A 23,769-nucleotide genomic window follows, 5' to 3' on the forward strand; every position below is an offset into this window, starting at 1 on the left:
GATGAACGATCAACACATGGCCCGCGCCTGCGCCGATGCGATGTGGGCCGAGGATCTGGCCACGCAGCGCCTTGGCATGGTGCTGGACAGCGTCGGCCCCGGCGCGGCGGTCCTGAGCATGGAGATCACGCCCGCGATGGTGAACGGCCACGGCACGGCCCATGGCGGCTACATCTTCGCGCTGGCCGACAGCGCCTTTGCCTTTGCCTGCAACACGCATGACCAGCGCACTGTGGGGCAGCAGGCCTCGATCACCTATCTGGCCCCGGCCTTCGCCGGTGACCGGCTGACCGCCACCGCGACCGAACGCGCACGCCAGACGCGCAGCGGTCTCTACGACGTGACCGTGACCAACCAGAACGGCACCCATATCGCCGAATTCCGCGGGCATTCCCGCACCGTCAAGGGCCGCCTGCTGGGCAATTGACGCCCGCCGCCATTCTCTCCGAGGGAGGACATCTTGGAACATCTGACCCCGCCGAAAGACAGCCTCGACCCGATCGAGATCGCCTCGCGCGACGAGATCGAGGCGCTGCAATTCCACCGCATGAAGCGGTCGCTGAAGCATTGCTACGACAATTCGGATTTCTACCGCGCGCGCTTTGACGCGCATGGCGTGCATCCCGAAGACCTGAAGACGCTGGCCGACATCGCCAAGTTTCCCTTTACGGTGAAGCAGGACCTGCGCGACACCTACCCCTTCGGGATGTTCGCCGTCCCGCGCGAGAAGCTGGTCCGCATCCACGGCTCGTCCGGTACGACCGGAAAGCCGACCGTGGTGGGCTACACCGCCAGCGACATCGACAATTGGGCGAACCTGATCGCGCGCTCGATCCGCGCGGCGGGCGGGCGGCCCGGCGACATCCTGCACAACGCCTATGGCTACGGCCTGTTCACCGGCGGGCTTGGCGCGCATTACGGGGCCGAGCGGCTGGGCTGCACGGTCGTGCCGATCTCGGGCGGGATGACCGAACGGCAGGTCACGCTGATCGACGACTTCAAGCCCCGCATCATCATGGTCACGCCCAGCTACATGCTGTCGATCCTGGACGAGTTCCGCCGCCAGGGCCTCGATCCGCGCGAAAGCAGCCTCGAGGTCGGCATCTTCGGCGCCGAGCCGTGGACCAACGCCATGCGCGAGGAAATCGAGCAGGCCTTCAACATGCAGGCCGTGGACATCTACGGCCTGTCCGAGGTGATGGGACCGGGCGTCGCGCAGGAATGCGTCGAGACCAAGGACGGGCTGCACATCTGGGAGGATCACTTCTACCCCGAGATCATCGACCCGGTGACGGGCGAGGTGCTGCCCGACGGCCAGATGGGCGAGCTGGTCTTCACCACGCTGACCAAGGAAGGTCTGCCGATGGTGCGCTACCGCACACGCGACCTGACGCGACTTCTGCCCGGCACCGCGCGGTCGATGCGCCGGATCGAGAAGATCACCGGCCGCAGCGACGACATGATCATCCTGCGCGGCGTGAACGTCTTCCCGACCCAGATCGAGGAGCAGATCCTGAAATGCCAAGGGCTTGCCCCGCATTTCCAGATCGAGCTGACGCGCGCCGGCCGCATGGACAACATGATTGTCCATGTCGAATGCACACCGGACATGGCGACCGAGGATGCCCGCGCCAAGTCCGCCAAGGAACTGGCCCATCACATCAAGTCGGTGGTCGGCGTTTCGACCCGGATCGAGATCCGCGACCCGAACGCGATTGCCCGTTCCGAAGGCAAGGCCAAGCGCGTTCTGGACAACCGACCGAAGGCCTGAACCGCAGGCAACCGGGGCGGATGACACCGCCCCGACCACAGGCTAAATCCGCAAAGGGGGCCGACCGCCCCCTTTCTTCTGCGACGATCCTTGAGGACGCTGACCATCATGGCCCGAACACGCGCACAAGATTTCGAAGAGAAACAACGCGTCATCCTCGACAAAGCCGCCGAGGTCTTCGCCGAGCAGGGCATGGAAAAGGCCTCGATGGCGCAGGTCGCGGCCCGCGCGCAGGTCTCGAAGGCACTGCTCTACCACTATTATCCCAGCAAGGACGCGCTGATCTTCGCGATCATCACCACCCATCTGGAAGAGCTGGACGCCTCGATCGACGAGGCCGACGATCCGGCCCTGCCGCCCGATCAGCGGTTGCGGCGGCTTGTGGGCGCCGTGCTGGAAAATTACCGGGGCGCGGACAACCAGCACAAGGTCCAGCTGAACGCCACGGCCGCGCTGTCGGACGATCAGAAGGCCGCGATCACGGCGCTGGAACGCGCCATCGTGCGGCGCTTCTCGCTGGTGCTGGACCAGATCAATCCCGGCCTGAACAACCGCGAAAGGCCGCTTCTGATGCCGGTCACCATGTCGCTCTTCGGCATGATGAACTGGGTCTACATGTGGTTCAAGGATGGCGGCCGCATCTCGCGCGAGGATTATGCCGACGTGGCCACCACCCTGATCCTTGAAGGCATCAAGTCGGTGCGCTGAGGCGCCGCTCCACCAGCAGCGGGTCGTATTCCGGCGCCTCGGCGCGCCTGCGGTCAGGCTCGGGCGCGTCCAGCGCGGTGGTGGGCGCCATGCGGTCCCGCGCCTCCAGCGCAAGGCGCTGATAGATCGCGGTGCCGCGCGTCTTCCAGTCGATCTCGGCCTCGGTCAGCATCCGCACGACCTTGGCTGGCGATCCGACCGCCAGCGCGTCCGCCGGGATCTGAGCACCCGCCTTGACGAAGGCCATCGCCGCGACGATGGCATTGGCGCCGATCTCGGCCTCGTCCATCACCACGGCATTCATGCCGATCATCGCGTTGCGCCCCACCCGGCAGCCATGCAGGACCGCGCCGTGGCCCACATGGCCGCCCGCCTCCACCACAACATCCTTGCCGGGGAAGGAATGGACCACGCAGGTTTCCTGCACGTTGCAGCCCGCCTCAAGCACGATCCGCCCGAAATCGCCGCGAAGGACGGCGCCGGGGCCGACATAAACCCCCGCCCCCACGATCACGTCGCCGATCACCGTCGCATCCGGATGCACGAAGGCCGCCGGGTCGATCGCGGGCCGGATGCCGTCCCAGGACCAGAGGCTCATTCCGCCGCCTGCGCCTGCTGGCCCCAGCTCTTGGCCACCATGGTTAGCACGTCATACTGCGCAGCCACCGTCCCGTCCTGTTTCGTCACCTGGCAATCCCAACGCACCTCGCCATGTTCGGCATTGGCGCGGGGGTTGATCTCCTTGCAGGTCAGGCGGACCTGCAGCGTGTCGCCGAAATAGACGGGCGCGAGGAAGCGCATGTTGTCCACGCCGTAATTCGCCAGAACCGGACCCGGCGCCGGATCGACGAACAGCCCCGCCGCGAAACTGGCGATCAGATAGCCATGCGCCACGCGGTCGTCAAAGAACGGGTTCGCGCGGGCGGCCTCGCTGTCCATATGGGCGTAGAACGTGTCGCCGGTGAAATGGGCAAAATGTTCGACATCTTCCTGCGTGACCTCGCGGGCGGCGGTGACAAGCTGGTCGCCGATACGCAGCTCGGCCAGCGACTTGCGGAAGGGATGGACGCCCGACCGCGCCTCAGCCCCTTCGGACCAGCGTCCGGTCACGGCCGACAGCAGCGTCGGCGCGCCCTGAACGGCGGTGCGCTGCATGTAGTGCTTGACTGCGCGCATGCCGCCCAGCTCCTCGCCGCCGCCTGCACGGCCCGGACCGCCATGGACCAGCGCCGCCAGCGGCGAGCCATGCCCGGTCGAGGATTTGGCCGAGGCCCGGTTCCCGATCAGCACCCGCCCGTGGAAGGGGGCAAGGCCCAGCACGACCTCCTGCGCCACTGCCGGATCATTGGTGAACAGCGACGAGACCAGCGACCCCTTGCCCAACGCCGCCAGCACCACGGCCTGTTCCGTGCCCTCATAGGGCAGCAGCGTGGCGACGGGGCCGAAAGCCTCGCAATCATGGACCGCCGCGGCGTTCGACGGATCGTCGGCGCGCAGCAGGACGGGCGCCAGATAGGCCCCCTCCTCCAGCCCTGCGGGCACCGCCTCGGGATCGCCCGCCACGATACGCGCCACGGCCTGCAATTCGCGGATGCGGGCGCGGACCTCGTCGCGCTGATCGCGGCTGGCCAGCGGCCCCATCCGCGTGCCCTCGGCGGCGGGCAGGCCAAGCGTCGCGCCGGCCAGACGCGCGGCAAGCGCGTCCTGCACGGCGTCGATATGGGCGGCGGGCACCATCACGCGGCGGATCGCGGTGCATTTCTGCCCGGCTTTCGTCGTCATCTCGCGCGCGACCTCGCGCACGAACAGGTCGAATTCGGGCGTCCCCGGTCCCGCATCCGGCCCCAGGATCGAGGCGTTCAGGCTGTCGGCCTCCATCGTGAACCGGGTCGAGTGCTCGACGATGGCCTTGTGCGTCCGCAGCTTGCGCCCCGTCCAGGCCGAACCCGTGAAGGTCACGACATCCTGCCCGGTGACATGATCCAGCAGATCCCCGACCGAGCCGCAGATCAGCTGCAGCGCGCCCTCGGGCAGGATGCCGGTCGCATGGATCGCGCGGACGACTGTTTCGGTCAGATAGGCGGTCTGCGAGGCGGGCTTGACGATGCAGGGCATGCCCGCCAGCAGCGCGGGCGCGATCTTTTCCAGCATCCCCCAGACGGGGAAGTTGTAAGCGTTGATATGGATTGCCACGCCATGCAGCGGCGACAGGATGTGCTGGGCGGAAAAGCTGTGATCCTTGGACAGAGGCTCGACATCGCCATCGGTCAGCACCCGCGTATTGGGCAATTCGCGCCGCCCCTTCGAGGCGAACGTCAGCATCGTGCCGATGCCGCCCTCGATATCCACCCAGCCATCGGCGCGGGTCGCCCCGGTGCGGTAGCTTTCGGCGTAGAACTCTTCCTTGCGCGCCATCAGCGCAAGGCCAAGCGCCTTGAGCATCGCGGCGCGGTCGTGAAACGACATCGCCCGCAGGGCCGGCCCGCCCGTGCGGCGGCCCCAATCCAGTGCATGGGCCATGTCCAGACCCGTCGCATCGATATGGGCCACCAATTCGCCGGTCGCCGCGTCCAGAAGGGGCTGACCCTCGCGGTCGCCCCGGATCCAGCGGCCGCCGATCAGGCTTTCCAGGCGGCGGAGGGCTGTCATGCTCATGGTCTTGTCCTTATTCCGTGTCGTCTCACAGGCCGCATTCGGCCAGCTTTTCGGCCAGCAGCGCCTGCCATTCGGCGCGCAGCGCGTCATTGTCGCGCCGCCGCAAGCCCATCTGCGCCAGCATCGCGAACCGCGCCGAGTCCGACAGGCCAAAGCCCGCCGCCACGCGCGGCGTCCAATAGGCGATGCTGGCGCGCGCACCAGCGGCATCCGTCCCGGCCAGACGCGCCAGACCTTCAAGGCCAAGCGCGGCATGACGCGCCTCGCGCGGGGCGATCTCGCGGAAGGTCTCGGCCAGCGGGGCGTAGGAGAGGCGCGTCAGTTCGGTCATCTGCACGCCCGTCGCCAGACCTTGCAGGACGTTCATCACCACCGCATCGGTCCAGCCGGACAGCGGATAGTGAAAGACCGACAGCCGCATGTCGCCCGACTGGCGCGCGGGCCCCAGATCGGCATCGCGGGCGACGCGCGCGGCCCAGTCATGCTGGCGCTGATAACGGGCGGTGTCGGTGCCGAAATCGCCCATCACGGCCAGCACGCGTTCCGCGTGATCGGCCTTTTCCAGCGTGATCCGGCTGGCTGCGATGCGTTCCTTGATGCCGGGCGCCCAGTTGATCGCGCCCGCGAACCCGGCCGAGGCCGCAAGCTGGCTGTCCACGAAGGACCCCATCAGGCGCAGCAATTCGCCCCGATAGCGCGCGGGCACATTGCCGGGCGCGGTCAGGACGCCGCCTTGGGCCAGGTAATCCTCGACCTGCATCACGTCACTCGTCATAGCTGACCACCACTTTCGGGCTGAGCGGGAAGGCCTGGCAGGACAGCACATAGCCCGCCCGGACCTCGTAATCCTCCAGCGCGTGGTTCACGGCCATCTCGACCTCGCCCTCCAGCACCTTGCAGCGGCAGGTCGAGCAGACACCGGCCTTGCAGGAATAGGGCGCGTCCATGTCGGCGGCCAATGCGGCATCGAGGATCGTCTGCCCCGAACGCGGCAGGCTCAGCGCGCGCGTCGTGCCGTCCAGCGTGATCGTGGCCTGCACGCCTTCGCCTTCGGGGATCGCGCTGGCGGACACCGCGCGGGCCTTGGCGCGGCCCGGCTGGCTGCTGGCGAACAATTCAAACTTGATCTGCTCGTCGCTCAGCCCGTGCTCGCGCAGGGATGCGGCGATGGCCAGCATCATCGGCTCGGGGCCGCAGATGAAGGCCGTATCCACGGATTTCGGGTCGATCCAGATGCGGAACAGCTGCGCCATCTTCTCAGCGTCGATGCGGCCCGTGAACAGGTCGATCTCCTGCCCCTCCTGCTCCAGCACATGGATCACCGACAAGCGGCCCAGATAGAGGTTCTTCAGATCCTCAAGCTCTTCGCGGAACATGATCGTGTTGATCTGGCGATTGGCATAGACCAGCGTGAACCGCGACCCGGGCTCGCGCGCCAGGACCGTCTTGATGATCGACAGAAGCGGCGTGATGCCCGACCCGCCCGCAAAGCCCAGATAATGCCGCGCGGTGTCGGCATCCAGCGCGGTGAAGAACCGGCCCATCGGCGGCATCGCCTCGATCAGGTCGCCGGGCGCGAGGTTCTCGTTGGCCCAGGTCGAAAACGCGCCGCCCTCGACGCGCTTGATGCCCACCCGCAGGCAGCCCTCGTCGAGGCCCGCGCAGATCGAATAGCTGCGGCGCAATTCCTCGCCGTCGAAATCGCGGCGGAAGGTCAGATACTGGCCTTGGGTGAAGTCGAACAGCGCGCGGTCCTCGGGGCGGGGCGCCAGCGTCACGACCACCGCGTCACGCGTCTCGCGCCGCACCTCGGTCACTGTCAGGGGATGGAAGCGTGCCATTGGGTGCGTTCCTCAGATGCATTTGAAATAGTCGAAGGGTTCCAGGCAGTCGGTGCAGCGATAGCTGGCCTTGCAGGGGGTCGAGCCGAACTGGCTCACCTTTTCCGTCGCGTTCGATCCGCAGCGCGGGCAGGCGATCACCAGATTGGACCTGCCCGCCAGACGCGAGATGCGCCCCGCCAGCCGTCCATCCGCCGCCGTCCCGTCAACGGGGGGCGCGATGCCGTAGGCGCGCAGCTTCTCGCGGCCCTCGGGCGTGATCCAGTCGGTCGTCCAGGGCGGCGAAAGCTGGCGCTTCAGCTCCAGCTTCTCGATGCCGTGGGCGCGCAGGGCGGCCTCGATATCGAGATTGATGACCGTGGTGGCCGGACAACCCGAATAGGTGGGCGTGACCGTGACGACCAGCGTGTCCCCCTGCCAGGCCACATCGCGGATGATGCCCAGATCGGTCAGCGAGATGACCGGGATCTCGGGGTCCGGCACCTGGGCCAGCCAGTCCCAGACCTGTGCGGTATCGGGCAACACCTGCATGGCGTTACCAGGTTGCGCCCGGATAGGCGCGCTGGAGGAACTGCATCTCGGCCAGGATATAGCCCAGATGTTCGCTGTGAACGCCGCGCTTGCCACCGCCCGCGCCGGTCAGACCGTGCTGCCAGACATCGCCGGGCAGGCGCAGCGTCGCCTCGGCCATGACCTGCCCCACGGTCCGATCCCACGCGGCGCGCAGGGTGGACGGAGCGGCAATCACGCCCGCCTCGGCCAGCGCCCGGTCATGGGCGTCGTCATGGAACATCTCGCCCGTATAGGACCAGAGCGCGTCCAGCGCCTTTTGCATCCGGTCATGGCTTTCGGCGGTGCCGTCGCCAAGCCGGATCACCAGATCGGCCGAGCGTTCCAGATGATAGGCCACTTCCTTTTTCGCCTTGGCGGCGATCTCGGCAATGCGCGCGTCAGGCGAGGCGGCGGCGGCATCCAGCAATTCGATATGGAAAGCGTCGAACAGGAACTGCCGCATCAGCGTATGGCCGAAATCGCCGTTCGGACGCTCGACCAGCAGCAGGTTCCGGAAGGCGCCGGCATCGCGCAGATAGGCCAGAGTGTCGGCGGAGCGGCCACGGCCCTCGACCTCTCCGGCCAGGCCCAGCCACAGCTGGCATTGCCCGATCAGGTCCAGCGCCTGGTTGGCCAGGGCGATGTCTTCCTCCAGCGCGGGGGCGTGGCCGCACCATTCCGACACGCGATGGCCCAGGATCAGGGCATTGTCGCCCGTCCGCAGCAGCCATTCGAACAGCGCGTCGCGGGTCTGGTCCTGCGGCGCGGGCGCCCCCTGCCCCGCCTGCGCGGCGGCGAGCTTCTCGACCTCGGGGGTCATCACGTCAGGCAGCGAGGGCATCACATATGCCCCACTTCTTCGGGGATGTCGAAAAAGGTCGGGTGGCGATAGACCTTGGCATTCGACGGCTCGAACAGCGGGCCCTTTTCGGACGGGCTCGAGGCCGTGATCGCGTTCGACGGCACGACCCAGATCGATACGCCCTCGTTCCGGCGCGTATAGACGTCGCGGGCATGACGGATCGCGATCTCGGCGTCAGGCGCGTGCAGGCTGCCGACATGGCGATGGTTCAGGCCGTGCTGGCCGCGGATGAAAACTTCCCAAAGGGGCCATTCGCTGGACATGGGTTCCTCCCGGTGATCTGGCAAAGGGGGGCGGCGCGCGCCCCCGTGTCTATTCGGCGGCGATGCGCTGGCTGCGGGCCTTTTCGGCATGCGCCATCAGCCCGTCGCGGAACCATGCGCCATCCTCCCAGGCCTTGACGCGGGCGCCAAGCCGTTCGGCATTGCAGGGGCCGTTGCCGGCGATGACGGCGAAGAACTCGGACCAGTCGGGCTCGCTGAAATCGTAGCCGCCCTTCTCCTCGTTCCATTTCAGGTTCTCGTCGGGGATGGTCAGGCCCAGATATTCGGCCTGCGGGACGGTCTGATCGACGAATTTCTGACGCAGCTCGTCATTGGTGTTCATCTTGATCTTCCACGCCATCGATTGCGCGGAATGGACCGAATCCTTATCGGACGGGCCGAACATCATCAGCGACGGATACCAGAACCGGTTCAGCGCATCCTGCGCCATCGCCTTCTGTTCGGGCGTGCCCGCGCACATCTTCATCATGATGTCGTAGCCCTGCCGCTGGTGGAAGGATTCCTCCTTGCAGATGCGGATCATCGCGCGGCTGTAGGGGCCATAGCTGGTGCGCTGCAACGGTACCTGGTTCATGATGGCGGCGCCATCGACCAGCCAGCCCACCGCGCCCATATCGGCCCAGGTCAGGGTCGGATAGTTGAAGATCGACGAATATTTCATGTTGCCGGAATGCAGCTTTTCCAGCAGCTCGTCGCGGCTGACGCCAAGCGTCTCGGCGGCGGAATAGAGATAGAGGCCATGCCCCGCCTCGTCCTGCACCTTGGCCAGCAGGATCGCCTTGCGCTCCAGCGTGGGGGCGCGGGTGATCCAGTTGCCCTCGGGCAGCTGGCCCACGATTTCGCTATGCGCGTGCTGGCCGATCTGGCGGATCAGCGTCTTGCGATAGCCCTCGGGCATCCATTCCTTGGGCTCGATCTTCTCGCCCCGGTCGATCCGCTCCTGAAAGGCGATCTCCCCGGGGGACATCTCGTCGCGCGATTTGGCGCCTTCGGATTTGACAAGCTGAGCATACATGGCGTGCGTTCCCTTCAGACCCGTTCGATGATGATGGCGATGCCCTGACCGACGCCGATGCACATGGTGCAAAGCGCATAGCGTCCGCCGGTGCGGTGCAGGTGATACATGGCGGTGGTGACAAGCCGGGCGCCCGACATGCCAAGCGGATGACCCAGAGCGATGGCGCCGCCATGAGGGTTCACATGCGGCGCATCGTCCGGCAGACCCAGATCGCGCAGAACGGCCAGCGCCTGCGCGGCAAAGGCTTCGTTCAATTCTACCACATCCATCTGGTCCAGCGTAAGGCCCGCGCGCGCCAGAACCTTGCGCACGGCGGGCGCGGGGCCGACGCCCATCACGCGCGGCTCGACCCCGGCGGCGGCCATGGCGACGATCCGCGCCTTGGGCGTCAGGCCCTGCCCGCGGGCGGCCTGGTCGGACAGGATCGCCAGCGCCGCCGCGCCGTCGTTCACCCCCGAGGCATTGCCCGCCGTCACCGTCAGATCGGGACCGTTCACACCCCTGAGACGCGCAAGCTGTTCCACCGTGGTGCCGGGGCGCGGATGTTCGTCCGTGTCGAAGACGACCGGATCGCCCTTCTTCTGCGGCACATGGACGGGCACGATCTCCTGCGCGAAGATCCCGGCCTCTTGCGCGGCCGCCCAACGCGCCTGGCTGCGGGCGGCAAAGGCGTCCTGATCGGCGCGGCTGATGCCGTAATCGGCGGCCACGTTGTCGGCGGTTTCCGGCATGGAATGGGTGCCGTAGATCTTCTTCAGCGCGGGGTTCGGAAAGCGCCAGCCGATCGTCGTGTCATAGACCGCATTGGCGCGGGAAAAGGCGCTTTCGGCCTTGGGCATCACGAAGGGCGCACGGGTCATGCTTTCGACCCCGCCCGCGATGACGAAGTCGCAATCGCCCGCCCTGATCGCGCGCGCGGCCATGCCGATCGCATCCATCCCCGACCCGCAAAGTCGGTTCACGGTCGTCCCCGGCACGCCGACCGGCATCCCGGCCAGCAGCACGGCCATGCGGCCGACATTGCGGTTATCCTCACCCGCCTGGTTGGCGCAGCCATAGATCAGGTCGTCCACGGCCGACCAGTCGACGCCGGGATTGCGCTCCATCAGCGCGCGCAGGGGCAGCGCGGCCAGATCGTCCGCCCGGACCGAGGCCAGTGCCCCGCCATAGCGCCCGATGGGCGTGCGCACGGCGTCGCAGATGAAGGCGTCTTGCATTCCAGAATTCCTCCGATTCGTCCCCCGGCGGCGATTATTCATCGACCGCTCGGTCAGTGATACACCAGAAACATTACACGTCAAAGCAATTTCGCTATTGCTGCGTAATGTTTCAAGACGCGGTTGCCTCCGGTCCGGGGGGCGGATCAGCGCAACATGTTGATCCGGCTGCGGCTTTCGTCGGTCTCTGCGGCAAGATGGCCCGCCATGTCCTCCAGCGACGCGATGGCGGGGGCGGCCAAGGGCGTCAGCCGCAGATAGAGGTCGCGGAACAGGACCCGCGCCGCACTGCCCGACCAGTTCCCGGGCAGCAGCGCCTCGGGCAGGAAGGGATCGCGCAGCACTGCGCCGCGATAGGCATGGACCAGAAGCAGCCGCAACGTCAGCGCGTCGGGGGCGGACGGAACATGGCCCTGCGCCAGCGCATCGCCGACCGGGGCGAACTGGGCCAGAAAGCCGTCATAACGCGCCGCAAGAGCCGCCAGATCCCAGAAATCGGCAAGCCCCGGCATCGCCTCGGGCGCGTCATCGGGCACGCGCATGATTACCCTTGCGCCCGGCGGCAAGGCGCCCCAATCCGGCGCCAGCCAGCAGGAACCGCCCGCCGCCGCCATGTGAAAGCGGCGGCGCAACTGGTCGGGAACCTCGTCCAGCGCCAGAAGCATCCAGCCCTGCGGCCGTGCCGCCCGGTCGTAGAGCCGCCGGGTGGCCGCCGCGAATTCGGCCCGGGCGGCAGGGGCCAGCCGGTAGAAGCTGCGCCGCCCCTGCCTTTCGCCCTGAAGCCGACCCGATGCGACCAGACGCGACACCGCCGTGCGGACAAGGTTCTCGCTGATGCCCGACCGGGCGCAGGTCTCGATCAGGCTGCCCATCCACAGCACCTCGCCGCGCGGGACGACCACATCGCCGTAAACCGTCACGATGAAACCCGGTGCGGCAACCTCCAGCGCCTGGGCAAGGGCGGCCCCGCAGAACCTTTCCGGCATCTCCATCGGCGCTCTCCCTGCTGGTCTGGCCCGCTTCTGGCCTATCGCGGCGCGCGCGACAACCGCAAGCCGCGTCCGGTCAGGACCCCGCAGCCCCCTGCCCTTCGGCGCGCAGCACCTGCGCCGCCGCCTGCACCGCGCGCGTCAGACCGCGCAGCGGCACCGCGGCCAGCCGGCTGACCTGCCAGAACAGAGCCACCTCGACCCCCGCACCGGGACACAGCTCGACCAGACGCCCGGCGGCGAGATGGTCGCGAACCAGCATGGCCGGGTTCAATCCCCAGCCCAGCCCGCCCAGGCAGGCATCGACGAAGCCCTGGGTCGAGGGCAGCGCATGGCAGCGCAACACGGGGTCCAGACCCGTCACCCGGCGCGCCCATCGCGCCTGAAGCCTGTCCTTCTGGTTGAAGACCAGAGCGGGCGCCTGCGCCAGCGCCTCGGGCGTCACGCCTGCGGGGAAATGGCGGCGCATGAAATCGGGGCTGGCGGTCGCTAGATAGGGTAGCCGTCCAAGCGGCGTCACCACGCAGCCCGGCACCGGCTGCGCCAGCGCTGTGACGGCGGCCAGCACCCGTCCCTGCCGCAGCCAGTCGGCGGTATGGGCCTCGTCATCGATGGCGATGTCGAACAGATAGCCGGTCTCGCCCGCGAACCGGGTCAGTGCAGGCAGAAACCACGCCCCCAGGGAATCCGCATTGGCCGCGATGTTCAGCGTGACCGGTTGCACCCCCTCGCCCGCCAGACCGGGCAGATGCTGCATCAGCGCGTTTTCCAGCATGCCCACATGCTCGATATGGCGGCAGAGCCAGTCGCCGGCCTGCGTGGCGGTGCAGGGCTGCCCTCGACGGATCAGCACGGTGCCGAGTCGCTCTTCCAGATTGCGGACCCGCTGCGAGATCGCGGACGGCGTGACCGCCAGTTCGCGCGCGGCCGCCTCGAAGCTGCCGGTGCGGATGATCGCGGCGACGGCGCGGGCGGCGCTGTAATCCAGCATCTTTAGCAATCCTGTTTCAGGGTCAGCATCTTGAGTTTGTCTAATGCCCAATGGCGCGCTAGGGCAAGGATGACATCCAGGGAGCCACGCATGAGCCTGTCCACCTATCTCGTCGGCATGATGACCGGCCTCAGCCTGATTGTCGCGATCGGGGCGCAGAACGCCTTTGTCCTGCGGCAGGGCCTCAGGGGCGAGCATGTGCTGGCCGTCTGCCTGACCTGCGCGCTGTCCGACGCGATCCTCATCGTGCTGGGCGTGGCGGGCTTCGGTCGCATCACCGCGCTGATGCCGTGGCTTGCCGAGACGATGCGCTACGCGGGTGCAGCCTTCCTGATCTGGTATGGTGCGCGCAGCCTGCGCTCGGCCCTGTCCTCGAACGCGGCGCTGGTGGTCGAGACGCGGCGCAGCTCGGACGGACTGGCGCGCACCCTGCTGGCCTGCCTGGCGATCACCTGGCTGAACCCGCATGTCTGGCTCGACACGGTGGTTCTGCTGGGAGCGATCTCGACGCGGTTCGAGGGCTCGCAGCTGGAATTTGCGGCCGGGGCGGTTTCAGGATCGTTCCTGTTCTTCTTCGCCTTGGGCTACGGCGCCGCCCTGCTGCGCCCAGTCTTTGCCCGCCCCTCGGCGTGGCGGCTGCTGGAATTCGTCATCGCGCTGGTGATGTGGGGGATCGCGGCCGGTCTGGTTCTGGGAGGGTGAAGGCATTAATAGAGCCATCGCTTACCTCTCATAACATCACTTGAAAGAGTTTGTGATGATCACTTCGGCGCTTTCGCAGGTTCGACCCCCGGCGGCGCTGCCGCCGGGGCTTCCCCGCGGGGAAGGTCACTCGATCTGATCTAGCATGGCCGCGACGGCCGCTTCCAGCTTGCGCCGGTCGATGGTCGAGAAGTCGCGCGCCAGCCGGATCTCGAGCCGGCCGTCGGCCGCGATGCATTTGGCAGTGCCCTGCGCCCGCTGAAGCTGGAAGCTGGTCTTGGCTTTGGCAGCTTCGCGCGGCTCGGGGCCGGTCTTCGGCGGGGCGACGCCCTCGGGCATCTCGCCGCCCTGCCCTGCATAGCGGCGCAGCACCGCCAGTTCATCCGTGATAGACCGGGTGTCCCAATCGCGCAGCTCGGACTTGATGGCCGCGGCGAGGCCCGGCACATCGGCCAGCCGCTGCGCCAGAGCCAGCCCCAGGGCGCGCGGGATTTCCTGCGGATACATCAGCGTCTCGCCCAGCCGTTCGACCAGAGGGATGAAGTTGCGGATATAGCTGCGCTTCTGGTAGCCCGCCGACTTGAACAGGATCGCGACGGCCTTTTCGGGATCGTTCTCTTCGGTCAGCGGATCCATCGCGTAATGCAGCGCAAGCTGCGCCATCTCGGCGAACGAGATGTCCTTGCGGACCATGTTCTCGTCCACCATCCGCCGATAGAGGCTTTCCAGCGCATCGCCCCGCGCCGCGATCCCTGCCGGGATCCGGCCCCAGGCATCGGCATCGCCGGTCTCGTCAAGAAGCTGGCGATAGGCCGACAGCCGCCGCCAGCCCTGGATCAGCTCGTAGCGCCCCTCGCCGGCGGGCTCGACCCGGATCGGGTTCGACAGCCCGATCTCGCGGATCGACGCGACCAGTTCGGCCAGTTCGAAATCCGCGACGGGGCGACGGTCGCGGATGAGCTTCTGCGTGTCGATGGCATCAAGCGGGATCATGTCGGTGATCAGCCCTGCCCGCTTCAGCCGCACATGCTCTTGCGCCAGGGCATCATTCTCGGCCCTGATGCGCGCCTCGATCGCGGCGCGGTCACGGGCCGATTCCGCGGTCTCGGAAATGGCGGCGGCCATCGGGCCGCGACGCTGCTCGCCGCGCGCGGGCACCTCTTCCTTCCCCGCGGGGAAGTCAGGCGCGTCGTCCGTCGGCAGGTCGATGTCGAACATCCGGCGCTTGCGACTCATGCCTCGCCCTCCTGCTGGGTCCAGGCGGTCAGGACGTGCCCCCGGAATTCCTCATAGGCCTGATCGAAGGTCGCCCGTGCCCGGCGCCAGGTTCCGCGCGTCATCTCGCGGTAGTCGATCTCGTAGATCGAGCTGAGGAAGCGCCCGGATTGTTCGACCGCGCGCGTCAACTCGATCGGGTGCTGCGCGACGCGATCGCCGAAGACCTGACGGAAGGCGCCGAACATGGCCTGATGCAGCTCGTTCGACGGCTCGTAGCGCGTCATCAGGAAGCGGATATCGGCAAAGGCCTTGGGCAGCGCGATCTTCCCCGTGGGGAAGTTCTCGAAGCCGTGGGACAGATCCTCCAGCGCCTCGGCCAGCTGACCGATGAAGCTCGTGGTCGAATCGTATTCCCAGTAGCCGGGCCCAGAAGGAATATAGAGCATGTCGGCCGCGAAGACAGCGTTCATCGACTGATAGCCGATGGCCGGCGGGCAGTCGAAGAGGATCAGGTCATAGGCGTCGTCGGCCAGGCTGTCGAGGAAGCGCGACACCGCACCGAAGAAGGTCCATTCCGGGTTCAGGTGCCGATACTGGGCGCTGGCGAACTCGACAAAGGCCGCATTGGCGCAGCTGGGCACGATGTCGATCGTCGGCCAGGCCGTCGGCTTGATGAAGTCCGCCACACGCAGCGAGCCCAGACCCATGTCGCGGATCGAGGCGGGTAGCTTGCGATGGGGCAGGGCGGTACCCGACTCGGCTCCGGCACTGGCGGCGTTCATGCGGTCGGTCTCGCGCTCGAGATCGCGTGCCATGATGCCCCAGACGGTGTGATCCTCGCCCACATCGGTCAGACCCATCGAATGGGACAGCGTCGCCTGCGGATCGAAATCGACGACCAGCACCCGATAGCCGTCAAGCGCGGCCGCGTGGGCGAAATGCAGCGCCACGGTGCTCTTGCCCGCGCCGCCCTTGAAATTGGCGATGGCCGCGCGGAATGCGCGCTTCCCTTCGGGGCGGGGCGGCATCAGCGACTTCTTGTTCACCCGGATGCGGCGCCGCAACTCGTTCACCTCCTCCAGGCTGAACCAGCGCTGGCGGCCATCCTCCTCGACTTCCCCGAGGGGAAGGTTCGGATCCGCCGCCAGCTTGCCGCGGAAGGTCGACTGGTTCATGCGGAAGATGAGCTCGGCCACCTCCCAGCTGGAGAACCGCCGCAGCGTCTTCTCGTTCGAGGGGCTGAAGGTCTGGCGCCTGATCCAGCCCTGCATCTTCAGCGACTGCGCCTGCAGCCGCGAGAGGTCCTGATGGGTAAACATGATCTGCCTGTATTGAAGGACGCAAATTACTGCCGGTCTTCCTTTTACGACTTATTTGCGCTTTTGGCAAAAGCGTTGTTGAATAAATCGCGGTCCGCGCGTTTTCCAGCACCTGCTAGGCGAATCGGCGCCGCAACCCGGCTTGGCCAAGCCGGGCCCCAAGGACGCCAGACGCTGGATATGGGGGACAAACTCCGCGTCTCCGCCACGGATTGGGTGACATGACGCGCGGAATAGGGGACGTTTTGAATGTCACCCTATACCATTGATACCGGATTCTTTTCTTGATCGGGGCTAACGCCGGACCTGTCCGGCCAATCTGCTTGACAGAATCGTGTTTCAGGACGCTAATGGCCAGAGAGCGGTGAAAGACGTTGCGAAGCGCCTGAAACACCGCCAGAGCAGTAACCGGCCAAGGGATAACCCGGCCACCGGGCAGGAGCAGCGATGCAGGTCATCAAACCCGTCGGGCGTGACGCCGCGGCGAAGAAATACGACATCCTGTCGGCGCTGATGGCGCATGCACTGGCCGGCGGGCCGGTCGCCCAGAGGCTGGTCCTGAGACTGATGGCGCTGATCACCACCCGATACAATTGGCAGCGGGACGAGCTTTGCATGGGCCAGCGCGAGATCGCGCGGCTCTGGTGCGTGGACGAGCGCACGGTCAAGCGCGACATGGCGCAGCTTCGCGCGATAGGCTGGCTGCGGGTCAAGCGTCAGGGGGCGCGGGGCAGGGTGTCGGTCCTAGGTCTGGACCTCGAGCGCATCCTGCTGGATACGCGACCCGCCTGGCCCAATATCGGCGAGGATTACGTGGCCCGGATGGCAGCACGCGGGGGCGAGGAGAACGCAAATCCGCAGCCCGACGCCAATGTCGTTCCGTTCCGCAAGACGCCTTCGCAGGTCGAGCCGGGGCTGTGGGGTCGGATGCGCTCGGTCCTTCATGCCGAGGATGCGGTGATCTACGGCGCCTGGTTCGCGCCCCTGGTCGAGATCGACGAGGCCGAAGGCGTGCTGACCCTTGCCGCGCCCTCGCGCTTTCACGCCACATATCTGCGCACGCATCTGCTGGCGCGGCTGGAAACGGCCGGGCGCAGGCTGGATCCGACCTTCCGGGGATTGCGGATCGAGGCACCGTGACATGCTGGACAGGGCAGGGGGGCGGACCTAAAGCTTCGACATGCGGTTCGACCTGATCATCTTCGATTGCGACGGCGTCATCGCCGACAGCGAGATCCTGTCGGCCGAGGTGCTGATCGCGCAGCTTGCAGACCTCGGCATCGTCGTGACGCCCGACGATGTCCGCCGCGACTTTCTGGGGCGCAGTTTCCCGACAGTGGCTGCCGGCATCCGCGCCCGGTCGGGACGTCCGCTGCCCGACGATTTCGAGGCCAGCTACCGCGCCCGTTTAATGGAGCGGTTCGAGGCCGACCTGAAGGAAACGCCGGGCTTTTCGGCCATGCTGGCCGGGCTGGGGCGACGCTGCTGCGTGGCGACCTCGTCCAGCCCGCCCCGCGTTGCGCGCACTCTTGCGGTTCTGGGGCTGCAGGAGGCCTTTGGCGCGCATGTCTTCACGGCCTCGGAAGTGGCGCGGGGCAAGCCGGCCCCGGACCTGTTCCTTCATGCGGCCGTGCGCATGCAGGCAAGTCCCGACCGCGTGCTGGTGATCGAGGACAGTCCCCCCGGTCTGGAAGCCGCGCGCGCCGCCGGCATGGCGGTCCTGCATTACGGCGGCGGCGCCCATCTGGCCGGGATCGCACCGCCCGCCGGGGCCCAGAGCTTTGACGACTGGACGTGCCTTGGCGCCATTCTCGCGCAGCTGGAGGCGTCATGACCCAGCCGCCGACGAGGTTCACCCCCGAAGCCGCGCGTCTGGACGATGCAGCGCGCGCGGGCTGGCTCTATTACGTCGCGGGCAACACCCAGGACGAGATTGCGCGCAAGCTGGGCGTCAGTCGCCAGAGCGCGCAGCGGCTGGTCGCCATGGCGATGGCCGAGCGGCTGATCAAGGTTCGGCTGGACCATCCGATCGGGCGCTGCATGGACCTTGCGGCGCGGCTGACCGACCGCTTCGGGCTGCAGGGATGCGAGGTCGTGCCCTCGGACCCCGAGGCGCCGGACCTGCTGACCGGCCTTGCCATCGCCGCCGCCGCCCTGCTGGAACGCGTGCTGAAATCGCCCGAGCGGCGCGTGATCAGTCTTGGCACCGGGCGCAACCTGCGCGCCATGGTCGAGCAGGTGCCGCGCATGTCCTGCCCGCAGCATGTCGTCGTCTCGCGGCTGGGCAACATGATGGAGGACGGATCGGCGACCGCCTATAACGCGACGATCCGGCTGGCCGACCGGATCGGGGCGCCGCATTATCCCTATCCGCTGCCGGTTCTGGCCCCCGATCCGCAGACGCTGGCCGCGATGCAGGCGCAGCCCGGCGCGCGCAACACGATCATGCTGTGCGAAAAGGCCGATCTGTCGCTGGTCGGCGTCGGCCAGATGGATCCGAGCGCGCCGCTGCATGTGGACGGCTTTCTCTCATCTGCCGAGCTTGACGAGCTGACCCGCGCCGGCGCGGTGGGCGAGATCACGTCCTGGATCTATGACGGCGAGGGGCAGGTGCTGGATTGCGCCTATAATCGCCGCGTCGCCTCGGCCCCGCTGCCGGCGGCGCCGGAACGCCCCGTCTGGGCGATGGCCTCCGGCCAGGCCAAGCTGGCCGCGATTCGCGCAGCCCTGAGGGGAAGGCTGGTCAACGGCCTCATCACCTCAGAGGCCACGGCAGAGCGGCTTCTGTCCGACCCAGCCTGAAACGGCATCTGCGGCACGGCGCCGAAAGAGGGCGTTGACAAGTCACGCGCATCGGGTGAATATTTGCCCATCGGCGGGGCAAATGCCCAACCGGCAAGGGAGGATAGCATGAAGACGACATTCCGCGCCCTTTTGGGCGCAACGGCGCTGTGCGCCGCCGGCAGCGTCGCCGCGCAGGAGAATGTGACGCTGACCGTCGCCACGGTGAACAACGGCGACATGATCCGGATGCAGGCGCTGACCTCGGATTTCACCGAAAAGCACCCCGGCATTACCGTCGAATGGGTCACGCTGGAGGAAAACGTCCTGCGCCAGCGCGTCACCACCGACATCGCCACGCGCGGCGGCCAGTACGATGTGATGACCATCGGCACCTACGAGGTTCCGATCTGGGGCGCGCAGGGCTGGCTGGTCTCGTTGAACGACCTGCCCGAGGAATGGGATGCCGACGACCTGCTGCCCGCGATCCGGGACGGTCTGACGGTGGATGGCGAGCTTTACGCCGCGCCCTTCTACGGCGAAAGCTCGATGGTCATGTATCGCCGCGACCTGATGGAGGCTGCGGGGCTTGAGATGCCGGACGCGCCCAGCTGGGACTTCATCAAGGAAGCCGCCGCCGCGATGACCGACCGCGATGCCGAAATCTACGGCATCTGCCTGCGCGGCAAGGCGGGCTGGGGCGAGAACATGGCCTTTATCACCGCCATGGCCAACAGCTATGGCGCGCGCTGGTTCGACGAGGAATGGACCCCCCAGTTCGACAGCCCCGAATGGCGCGCGACGCTGGACGATTACCTGATGCTGCTGACGGAATACGGTCCTCCGGGCGCGGCAAACAACGGCTTCAACGAGAACCTCGCGCTGTTCCAGCAGGGCAAGTGCGGCATGTGGATCGACGCCACGGTCGCGGCCAGCTTCGTGACGAACCCCGCCGATTCGACCGTCGCCGACAGCGTCGGCTTCGCCCTGGCGCCCGATAACGGGCTGGGCAAGCGCGGCAACTGGCTGTGGGCCTGGTCGCTTGGCATTCCGGCGGGCAGCCAGAAGGTCGATGCCGCCAAGCAATTCGTGGCCTGGGCGACCTCGAAGGAATATACCGCGCTGGTCGCCGAGCGCGAGGGCTGGGCAAACGTGCCGCCGGGCACCCGCCAGTCGCTTTACGACAATCCCGAATATGCCTCGGTTCCGTTCGCCCAGATGACGCTGGACAGCATCAACGCCGCCGATCCGACCAACCCGACGGTTGATCCGGTGCCCTATACCGGCGTGCAGTTCGTCGCCATTCCCGAATTCCAGGGGATCGGCACGGCGGTCGGCCAGCAATTCGCGGCGGCTCTGGCCGGACAGGCCACGGCAGAGCAGGCGCTGGCCAATGCCCAGGCACTGACCACGCGCGAGATGACCCGCGCGGGCTATCCGAAATAGGCGCACCAAGACGCCTGAGGGGGCGCGCGCCCTCATCTCTACAAGCGCGCCCCCACCCCTGACGCAGACGATCCCTACGCAAACGACCGGCCCGCCCGCAGGCGGCCGCCCCGGCAAAGGTGCAAGCGCATGTCAACCAAGGCTTCACGCACGGCCGCAAGGCTGATGATCTCGCCCGCGGTGATCCTGCTGCTCGGCTGGATGATCGTGCCGCTGTCGATGACGCTGTATTTCTCGTTCCTGCGCTACAACCTGTTGATGCCCGGCATGGAAAGCTGGGCGGGTTTCGAGAATTACCATTACTTCTTCACCGATCCCGCCTTCATGGCCGCGCTGCGCAACACGCTGGTGCTGGTCGGGGGGGTGCTGACCATCACGGTGATCGGCGGCATCCTGATCGCGCTGCTTCTGGACCAGCCGTTCTGGGGGCAGGGGATCGTGCGGCTGCTGGTGCTGGCGCCCTTCTTCGTGATGCCCACCGTGTCGGCGCTGGTCTGGAAGAACATGTTCATGAACCCCGTGAACGGGGTCTTCGCCTGGCTGGCGCGCAGCGTCGGGCTGCAACCCTACGATTTTCTCACCCATGCGCCGCTGGCCTCGATCATCGGGATCGTGGCCTGGCAATGGCTGCCCTTTGCCGCGCTGATCCTGCTGACGGCTCTGCAATCGCTGAACAGCGAGCAGATGGAGGCCGCCGAGATGGACGGGGCAGGGCCCCTGGCGCGGTTCTGGTTCATCACCCTGCCGCATCTGGCGCGCGCCATCACGGTGGTGATCCTGATCCAGACGATCTTTCTGCTGTCGATCTTCGCCGAGATTCTGGTGACGACGAATGGCGGTCCCGGCACGGCCAGCACCAACCTGACCTTCCTCGTCTACATGCAGTCGCTGCTGCAATTCGATGTGGGCCTTGGTTCGGCAGGCGGGGTCGTGGCGATCATCCTGGCCAATATTGTGGCGATCTTCCTGATGCGGATGATCGGCAAGAATCTCGACGCGTAAGGAGGAAGACCCATGCCCCGCGCCGTCACCACCCGCCGCAAGGCCGTCACCACGCTGATCGCCTGGACCATCGGCCTGCTGATCTTCTTTCCGATCCTCTGGACCGTGCTGACCAGCTTCAAGTCCGAGGCCGACGCCATCGCCATCCCGCCGAAATTCCTGAACTTCGACTGGACGCTGGCCAATTACGTCACCGTGCAGGAGCGGTCGAACTATTTCCGGCACTTCTGGAACTCGGTCGTGATCTCGTTCGGCTCGACGCTGATCGGCCTGCTGATCGCGATCCCCGCCGCCTGGTCGATGGCCTTCGTGCCGGGGCGGCGGACGCGCGACATCCTGATGTGGATGCTGTCCACCAAGATGCTGCCCGCGGTCGGCGTTCTGGTGCCGATCTACCTGCTGGCCCGCAATACCGGGCTGCTGGACACGCGCATCCTGCTGGTGGGCGTGCTGACGCTGATCAACCTGCCGATCATCGTCTGGATGCTCTATACCTATTTCCGCGAGATCCCGGCCGAGATCCTCGAGGCCGCGCGGATGGACGGCGCGACGCTGCGGTCCGAGATCCTGTATGTGCTGACGCCGATGGCGATCCCCGGCATCGCCTCGACGCTGCTTCTGAACGTGATCCTCGCCTGGAACGAGGCCTTCTGGACGCTGAACCTGACCGCCGCGCGTTCGGCGCCGCTGACGGCCTTCATCGCCAGCTATTCGTCGCCCGAGGGGCTGTTCTACGCGAAACTCTCGGCGGCCTCGACCATGGCGATCGCGCCGATCCTGATCCTGGGCTGGTTCAGCCAGAAACAACTTGTCCGCGGCCTGACCTTCGGCGCGGTGAAATGAGGGGCCATCATGGGACGCATCACCCTTGAGAACGTGACCAAGAAATTCGGCGAGGTCGAGGTGATCCCGCCGCTTGATCTGGACATCAATGACGGTGAATTCGTGGTCTTCGTCGGCCCCTCGGGCTGCGGGAAATCGACCCTCTTGCGCCTGATCGCGGGGCTGGAGGATACGTCCGGCGGGCGCATCCTGATCGACGGGAAGGACGCGACCGCCCTGCCGCCCGCGCGGCGCGGGCTGGCGATGGTGTTCCAGTCCTACGCGCTTTATCCGCATATGTCGGTCAGGAAGAACATCGCCTTTCCGATGCGCATGGCCGGCATCCCGCAGGACGAGCAGAACCGCCGGATCGAGGCCGCCGCCAAGGCGCTGAACCTGACCGCCTATCTGGACCGCCGCCCCGGCCAGCTGTCGGGCGGCCAGCGCCAGCGCGTCGCCATCGGCCGCGCCATCGTGCGCGAGCCCTCGGCCTTTCTGTTCGACGAGCCGCTGTCGAACCTCGATGCCGCCTTGCGGGTGGGGATGCGGCTTGAGATCAGCGAATTGCACAACCGGCTGAAGACCACGATGGTCTATGTCACCCATGATCAGGTCGAGGCGATGACCATGGCCGACAAGATCGTGGTGCTGAATGCGGGTCGGATCGAACAGGTCGGCAGCCCGATGGAGCTGTATCGCGCGCCCAGGAACCTGTTCGTCGCGGGCTTCATCGGCAGCCCCCGGATGAACCTTCTGACCGGGCCGGTCGCCGCCGAACACGGCGCCGCCACGATCGGCATCCGCCCCGAACATATCGGCGTCTCGGCCACCGAAGGCGCGTGGAAGGGCCGGATCGGCGTCAGCGAGCATCTGGGCAGCGACACGTTCTTCTATGTCGAGGATACCGGTCTGGCCGAGACGATTACCGTGCGCGCAGGCGGCGAGATCGACCTGCATCACGGCGACACGGTTTGGCTGACGCCCGATGTCTCGAAACTGCACCGCTTTGATGACGGGGGCCTGCGGCTGCCCTGACCGCGCCGCTTCCCGCAAACCTTGGCCCGGCCGCCGCGGCGGCCCGGTGCCGCATGACGAAAGGTCCGACCATGGCCATCTCTCTGACCGAGGCCGCTCTGGCCCAATTGCCCCCCGAAGTCGCGCGCCCCGGCTATGACCGCGCCCGCCTGTCGCCCGGCATCCTGCATCTGGGTGTCGGCAACTTCCACCGCGCCCATCTGGCCTGGTATCTGGACCGCCTTTTCGCCCTGGGCGAGGGGCATGATTGGGCGCTGGTCGGCGCGGGCGTTCGCGCGGGCGATCAGGCGATGCGGGATCGGCTGGCGCGGCAGGACTGGCTGAGCACGCTGGTCGATCTGGACCCGGCGGGTCTGTCTGCGCGCATCCTGGGGCCGATGATCGACTTCGCTGCTGTCGAACCGGAGGCCGTGATCGCGGCCATGTCGGACCCGCGAATCCGCATCGTCTCGCTGACCATCACCGAGGGCGGCTATTTCGTCGATGCACTGACCGACGGCTTCGACGCCGCGCATCCCGAGATCCGCCATGACGCGGCCCATCCCGATGCGCCGCG

General features: G+C 66.9%; 24 protein-coding genes and 1 pseudogene. 12 read left to right on the forward strand and 13 right to left on the reverse strand.

Annotated features, from left to right (window positions below):
• Position 1: 1 nt before the first annotated feature.
• The 3 genes from paaI (at position 2) to QAR72_RS09890 (ending at position 2,479) form a co-directional block, all read left to right on the forward strand.
• Positions 2-427 (forward strand): hydroxyphenylacetyl-CoA thioesterase PaaI, encoded by a 426-nt coding sequence (paaI, locus tag QAR72_RS09880; protein ID WP_304617208.1) that lies wholly within the window; start codon positions 2-4, stop codon positions 425-427.
• Between the two features lie 33 nt (positions 428-460).
• Positions 461-1,771: a phenylacetate--CoA ligase PaaK gene (gene paaK / locus QAR72_RS09885; RefSeq protein ID WP_304617209.1), complete on the forward strand. Its 1,311-nt coding sequence runs from the start codon at positions 461-463 to the stop codon at positions 1,769-1,771.
• A gap of 108 nt (positions 1,772-1,879) precedes the next feature.
• Positions 1,880-2,479, forward strand: coding sequence for a TetR/AcrR family transcriptional regulator (locus QAR72_RS09890; RefSeq protein ID WP_304617210.1), 600 nt, complete (start codon positions 1,880-1,882; stop codon positions 2,477-2,479).
• Here QAR72_RS09890 and QAR72_RS09895 read toward each other — a convergent pair.
• The 11 genes from QAR72_RS09895 to QAR72_RS09945 form a co-directional block, all read right to left on the reverse strand.
• On the reverse strand, positions 2,463-3,077 hold the full coding sequence (locus QAR72_RS09895; RefSeq protein ID WP_304617211.1) for an acyltransferase: 615 nt from the start codon (positions 3,075-3,077) through the stop codon (positions 2,463-2,465). The genes QAR72_RS09890 and QAR72_RS09895 overlap by 17 nt on opposite strands.
• The gene (gene paaZ / locus QAR72_RS09900; protein ID WP_304617231.1) at positions 3,074-5,128 is read right to left on the reverse strand and encodes a phenylacetic acid degradation bifunctional protein PaaZ; all 2,055 of its coding nucleotides are present in this window, start codon (positions 5,126-5,128) and stop codon (positions 3,074-3,076) included. The genes QAR72_RS09895 and paaZ overlap by 4 nt, the downstream gene beginning before the upstream one ends.
• A gap of 31 nt (positions 5,129-5,159) precedes the next feature.
• The gene (locus QAR72_RS09905; protein WP_304617212.1) at positions 5,160-5,909 is read right to left on the reverse strand and encodes a Phenylacetic acid catabolic protein; all 750 of its coding nucleotides are present in this window, start codon (positions 5,907-5,909) and stop codon (positions 5,160-5,162) included.
• Complete coding sequence (gene paaE / locus QAR72_RS09910; protein ID WP_304617213.1) at positions 5,899-6,975, reverse strand: 1,2-phenylacetyl-CoA epoxidase subunit PaaE; 1,077 nt, start codon at positions 6,973-6,975, stop codon at positions 5,899-5,901. The genes QAR72_RS09905 and paaE overlap by 11 nt, the downstream gene beginning before the upstream one ends.
• A 12-nt stretch (positions 6,976-6,987) precedes the next feature.
• Positions 6,988-7,506, reverse strand: coding sequence for a 1,2-phenylacetyl-CoA epoxidase subunit PaaD (gene paaD / locus QAR72_RS09915; RefSeq protein ID WP_304617214.1), 519 nt, complete (start codon positions 7,504-7,506; stop codon positions 6,988-6,990).
• 4 nt (positions 7,507-7,510) lie between these two features.
• Complete coding sequence (paaC, locus tag QAR72_RS09920) at positions 7,511-8,368, reverse strand: 1,2-phenylacetyl-CoA epoxidase subunit PaaC (RefSeq protein ID WP_304617215.1); 858 nt, start codon at positions 8,366-8,368, stop codon at positions 7,511-7,513.
• A complete protein-coding gene (gene paaB / locus QAR72_RS09925; protein WP_304617216.1) occupies positions 8,368-8,652 on the reverse strand; it encodes a 1,2-phenylacetyl-CoA epoxidase subunit PaaB in 285 nt (94 codons plus the stop codon). Before paaB ends, paaC begins: the two co-directional genes overlap by 1 nt.
• 49 nt (positions 8,653-8,701) lie before the next feature.
• Positions 8,702-9,688, reverse strand: a complete 987-nt coding sequence (gene paaA, locus QAR72_RS09930; RefSeq protein WP_304617217.1) for a 1,2-phenylacetyl-CoA epoxidase subunit PaaA — start codon at positions 9,686-9,688, stop codon at positions 8,702-8,704.
• A 14-nt stretch (positions 9,689-9,702) separates the two neighbouring features.
• Complete coding sequence (gene pcaF, locus QAR72_RS09935; protein ID WP_304617218.1) at positions 9,703-10,908, reverse strand: 3-oxoadipyl-CoA thiolase; 1,206 nt, start codon at positions 10,906-10,908, stop codon at positions 9,703-9,705.
• Positions 10,909-11,054: 146 nt separating this feature from the next.
• On the reverse strand, positions 11,055-11,900 hold the full coding sequence (locus tag QAR72_RS09940) for a PaaX family transcriptional regulator C-terminal domain-containing protein (protein ID WP_304617219.1): 846 nt from the start codon (positions 11,898-11,900) through the stop codon (positions 11,055-11,057).
• Between the two features lie 73 nt (positions 11,901-11,973).
• Positions 11,974-12,888, reverse strand: coding sequence for a LysR family transcriptional regulator ArgP (locus QAR72_RS09945; RefSeq protein ID WP_304617220.1), 915 nt, complete (start codon positions 12,886-12,888; stop codon positions 11,974-11,976).
• Positions 12,889-12,978: 90 nt separating this feature from the next.
• Between QAR72_RS09945 and QAR72_RS09950 the strand changes: the two genes are divergently transcribed.
• A complete protein-coding gene (locus QAR72_RS09950) occupies positions 12,979-13,590 on the forward strand; it encodes a LysE/ArgO family amino acid transporter (RefSeq protein WP_304617221.1) in 612 nt (203 codons plus the stop codon).
• 126 nt (positions 13,591-13,716) lie between these two features.
• Here the strand turns inward: QAR72_RS09950 and QAR72_RS09955 are convergent, their stop codons facing one another.
• Positions 13,717-14,826: a ParB/RepB/Spo0J family partition protein gene (locus QAR72_RS09955; RefSeq protein WP_304617222.1), complete on the reverse strand. Its 1,110-nt coding sequence runs from the start codon at positions 14,824-14,826 to the stop codon at positions 13,717-13,719.
• Entirely contained in the window at positions 14,823-16,127 is a 1,305-nt protein-coding gene (locus tag QAR72_RS09960) for an AAA family ATPase (RefSeq protein WP_304617223.1), read from the reverse strand. Before QAR72_RS09960 ends, QAR72_RS09955 begins: the two co-directional genes overlap by 4 nt.
• A gap of 447 nt (positions 16,128-16,574) precedes the next feature.
• Between QAR72_RS09960 and QAR72_RS09965 the strand changes: the two genes are divergently transcribed.
• The 8 genes and pseudogenes from QAR72_RS09965 to QAR72_RS10000 all read left to right on the forward strand — a co-directional run.
• Positions 16,575-17,267 carry a hypothetical protein gene (locus tag QAR72_RS09965; RefSeq protein ID WP_304617224.1) on the forward strand — a complete coding sequence of 231 codons (693 nt, stop codon included), beginning with the start codon at positions 16,575-16,577 and terminating at the stop codon, positions 17,265-17,267.
• 40 nt (positions 17,268-17,307) lie between these two features.
• The gene (locus QAR72_RS09970) at positions 17,308-17,961 is read left to right on the forward strand and encodes an HAD family hydrolase (RefSeq protein WP_304617225.1); all 654 of its coding nucleotides are present in this window, start codon (positions 17,308-17,310) and stop codon (positions 17,959-17,961) included.
• Positions 17,958-18,929, forward strand: a complete 972-nt coding sequence (locus QAR72_RS09975) for a sugar-binding transcriptional regulator (RefSeq protein WP_304617226.1) — start codon at positions 17,958-17,960, stop codon at positions 18,927-18,929. The genes QAR72_RS09970 and QAR72_RS09975 overlap by 4 nt, the downstream gene beginning before the upstream one ends.
• 108 nt (positions 18,930-19,037) lie before the next feature.
• Positions 19,038-20,354, forward strand: coding sequence for an ABC transporter substrate-binding protein (locus QAR72_RS09980; protein WP_304617227.1), 1,317 nt, complete (start codon positions 19,038-19,040; stop codon positions 20,352-20,354).
• 129 nt (positions 20,355-20,483) lie between these two features.
• Positions 20,484-21,356 carry a carbohydrate ABC transporter permease gene (locus QAR72_RS09985; protein WP_304617228.1) on the forward strand — a complete coding sequence of 291 codons (873 nt, stop codon included), beginning with the start codon at positions 20,484-20,486 and terminating at the stop codon, positions 21,354-21,356.
• Positions 21,357-21,368: 12 nt separating this feature from the next.
• The gene (locus tag QAR72_RS09990; RefSeq protein WP_304617229.1) at positions 21,369-22,199 is read left to right on the forward strand and encodes a carbohydrate ABC transporter permease; all 831 of its coding nucleotides are present in this window, start codon (positions 21,369-21,371) and stop codon (positions 22,197-22,199) included.
• A 9-nt stretch (positions 22,200-22,208) separates the two neighbouring features.
• A complete protein-coding gene (locus QAR72_RS09995) occupies positions 22,209-23,213 on the forward strand; it encodes an ABC transporter ATP-binding protein (protein ID WP_304617230.1) in 1,005 nt (334 codons plus the stop codon).
• 71 nt (positions 23,214-23,284) lie between these two features.
• A pseudogene (locus QAR72_RS10000) lies at positions 23,285-23,769 on the forward strand (mannitol dehydrogenase family protein); the annotation flags it as partial.

Origin of the sequence: Paracoccus sp. (in: a-proteobacteria) (assembly GCF_030604785.1) — a bacterium.
Classification (GTDB): Bacteria; Pseudomonadota; Alphaproteobacteria; order Rhodobacterales; family Rhodobacteraceae; genus Paracoccus.

Bases quoted from the DNA above. Each gene is read 5' to 3' on its own strand.
- paaI (WP_304617208.1), top strand. From the start codon at position 2: ATGAACGATCAACACATGGCCCGCGCCTGCGCCGATGCGATGTGGGCC.
- QAR72_RS09890 (WP_304617210.1), top strand. From the start codon at position 1,880: ATGGCCCGAACACGCGCACAAGATTTCGAAGAGAAACAACGCGTCATC.
- QAR72_RS09895 (WP_304617211.1), bottom strand. From the start codon at position 3,077: ATGAGCCTCTGGTCCTGGGACGGCATCCGGCCCGCGATCGACCCGGCG.
- paaZ (WP_304617231.1), bottom strand. From the start codon at position 5,128: ATGACAGCCCTCCGCCGCCTGGAAAGCCTGATCGGCGGCCGCTGGATC.
- QAR72_RS09905 (WP_304617212.1), bottom strand. From the start codon at position 5,909: ATGACGAGTGACGTGATGCAGGTCGAGGATTACCTGGCCCAAGGCGGC.
- paaE (WP_304617213.1), bottom strand. From the start codon at position 6,975: ATGGCACGCTTCCATCCCCTGACAGTGACCGAGGTGCGGCGCGAGACG.
- paaD (WP_304617214.1), bottom strand. From the start codon at position 7,506: ATGCAGGTGTTGCCCGATACCGCACAGGTCTGGGACTGGCTGGCCCAG.
- paaC (WP_304617215.1), bottom strand. From the start codon at position 8,368: ATGCCCTCGCTGCCTGACGTGATGACCCCCGAGGTCGAGAAGCTCGCC.
- paaB (WP_304617216.1), bottom strand. From the start codon at position 8,652: ATGTCCAGCGAATGGCCCCTTTGGGAAGTTTTCATCCGCGGCCAGCAC.
- paaA (WP_304617217.1), bottom strand. From the start codon at position 9,688: ATGTATGCTCAGCTTGTCAAATCCGAAGGCGCCAAATCGCGCGACGAG.
- pcaF (WP_304617218.1), bottom strand. From the start codon at position 10,908: ATGCAAGACGCCTTCATCTGCGACGCCGTGCGCACGCCCATCGGGCGC.
- QAR72_RS09940 (WP_304617219.1), bottom strand. From the start codon at position 11,900: ATGGAGATGCCGGAAAGGTTCTGCGGGGCCGCCCTTGCCCAGGCGCTG.
- QAR72_RS09945 (WP_304617220.1), bottom strand. From the start codon at position 12,888: ATGCTGGATTACAGCGCCGCCCGCGCCGTCGCCGCGATCATCCGCACC.
- QAR72_RS09950 (WP_304617221.1), top strand. From the start codon at position 12,979: ATGAGCCTGTCCACCTATCTCGTCGGCATGATGACCGGCCTCAGCCTG.
- QAR72_RS09955 (WP_304617222.1), bottom strand. From the start codon at position 14,826: ATGAGTCGCAAGCGCCGGATGTTCGACATCGACCTGCCGACGGACGAC.
- QAR72_RS09960 (WP_304617223.1), bottom strand. From the start codon at position 16,127: ATGTTTACCCATCAGGACCTCTCGCGGCTGCAGGCGCAGTCGCTGAAG.
- QAR72_RS09965 (WP_304617224.1), top strand. From the start codon at position 16,575: ATGCAGGTCATCAAACCCGTCGGGCGTGACGCCGCGGCGAAGAAATAC.
- QAR72_RS09970 (WP_304617225.1), top strand. From the start codon at position 17,308: ATGCGGTTCGACCTGATCATCTTCGATTGCGACGGCGTCATCGCCGAC.
- QAR72_RS09975 (WP_304617226.1), top strand. From the start codon at position 17,958: ATGACCCAGCCGCCGACGAGGTTCACCCCCGAAGCCGCGCGTCTGGAC.
- QAR72_RS09980 (WP_304617227.1), top strand. From the start codon at position 19,038: ATGAAGACGACATTCCGCGCCCTTTTGGGCGCAACGGCGCTGTGCGCC.
- QAR72_RS09985 (WP_304617228.1), top strand. From the start codon at position 20,484: ATGTCAACCAAGGCTTCACGCACGGCCGCAAGGCTGATGATCTCGCCC.
- QAR72_RS09990 (WP_304617229.1), top strand. From the start codon at position 21,369: ATGCCCCGCGCCGTCACCACCCGCCGCAAGGCCGTCACCACGCTGATC.
- QAR72_RS09995 (WP_304617230.1), top strand. From the start codon at position 22,209: ATGGGACGCATCACCCTTGAGAACGTGACCAAGAAATTCGGCGAGGTC.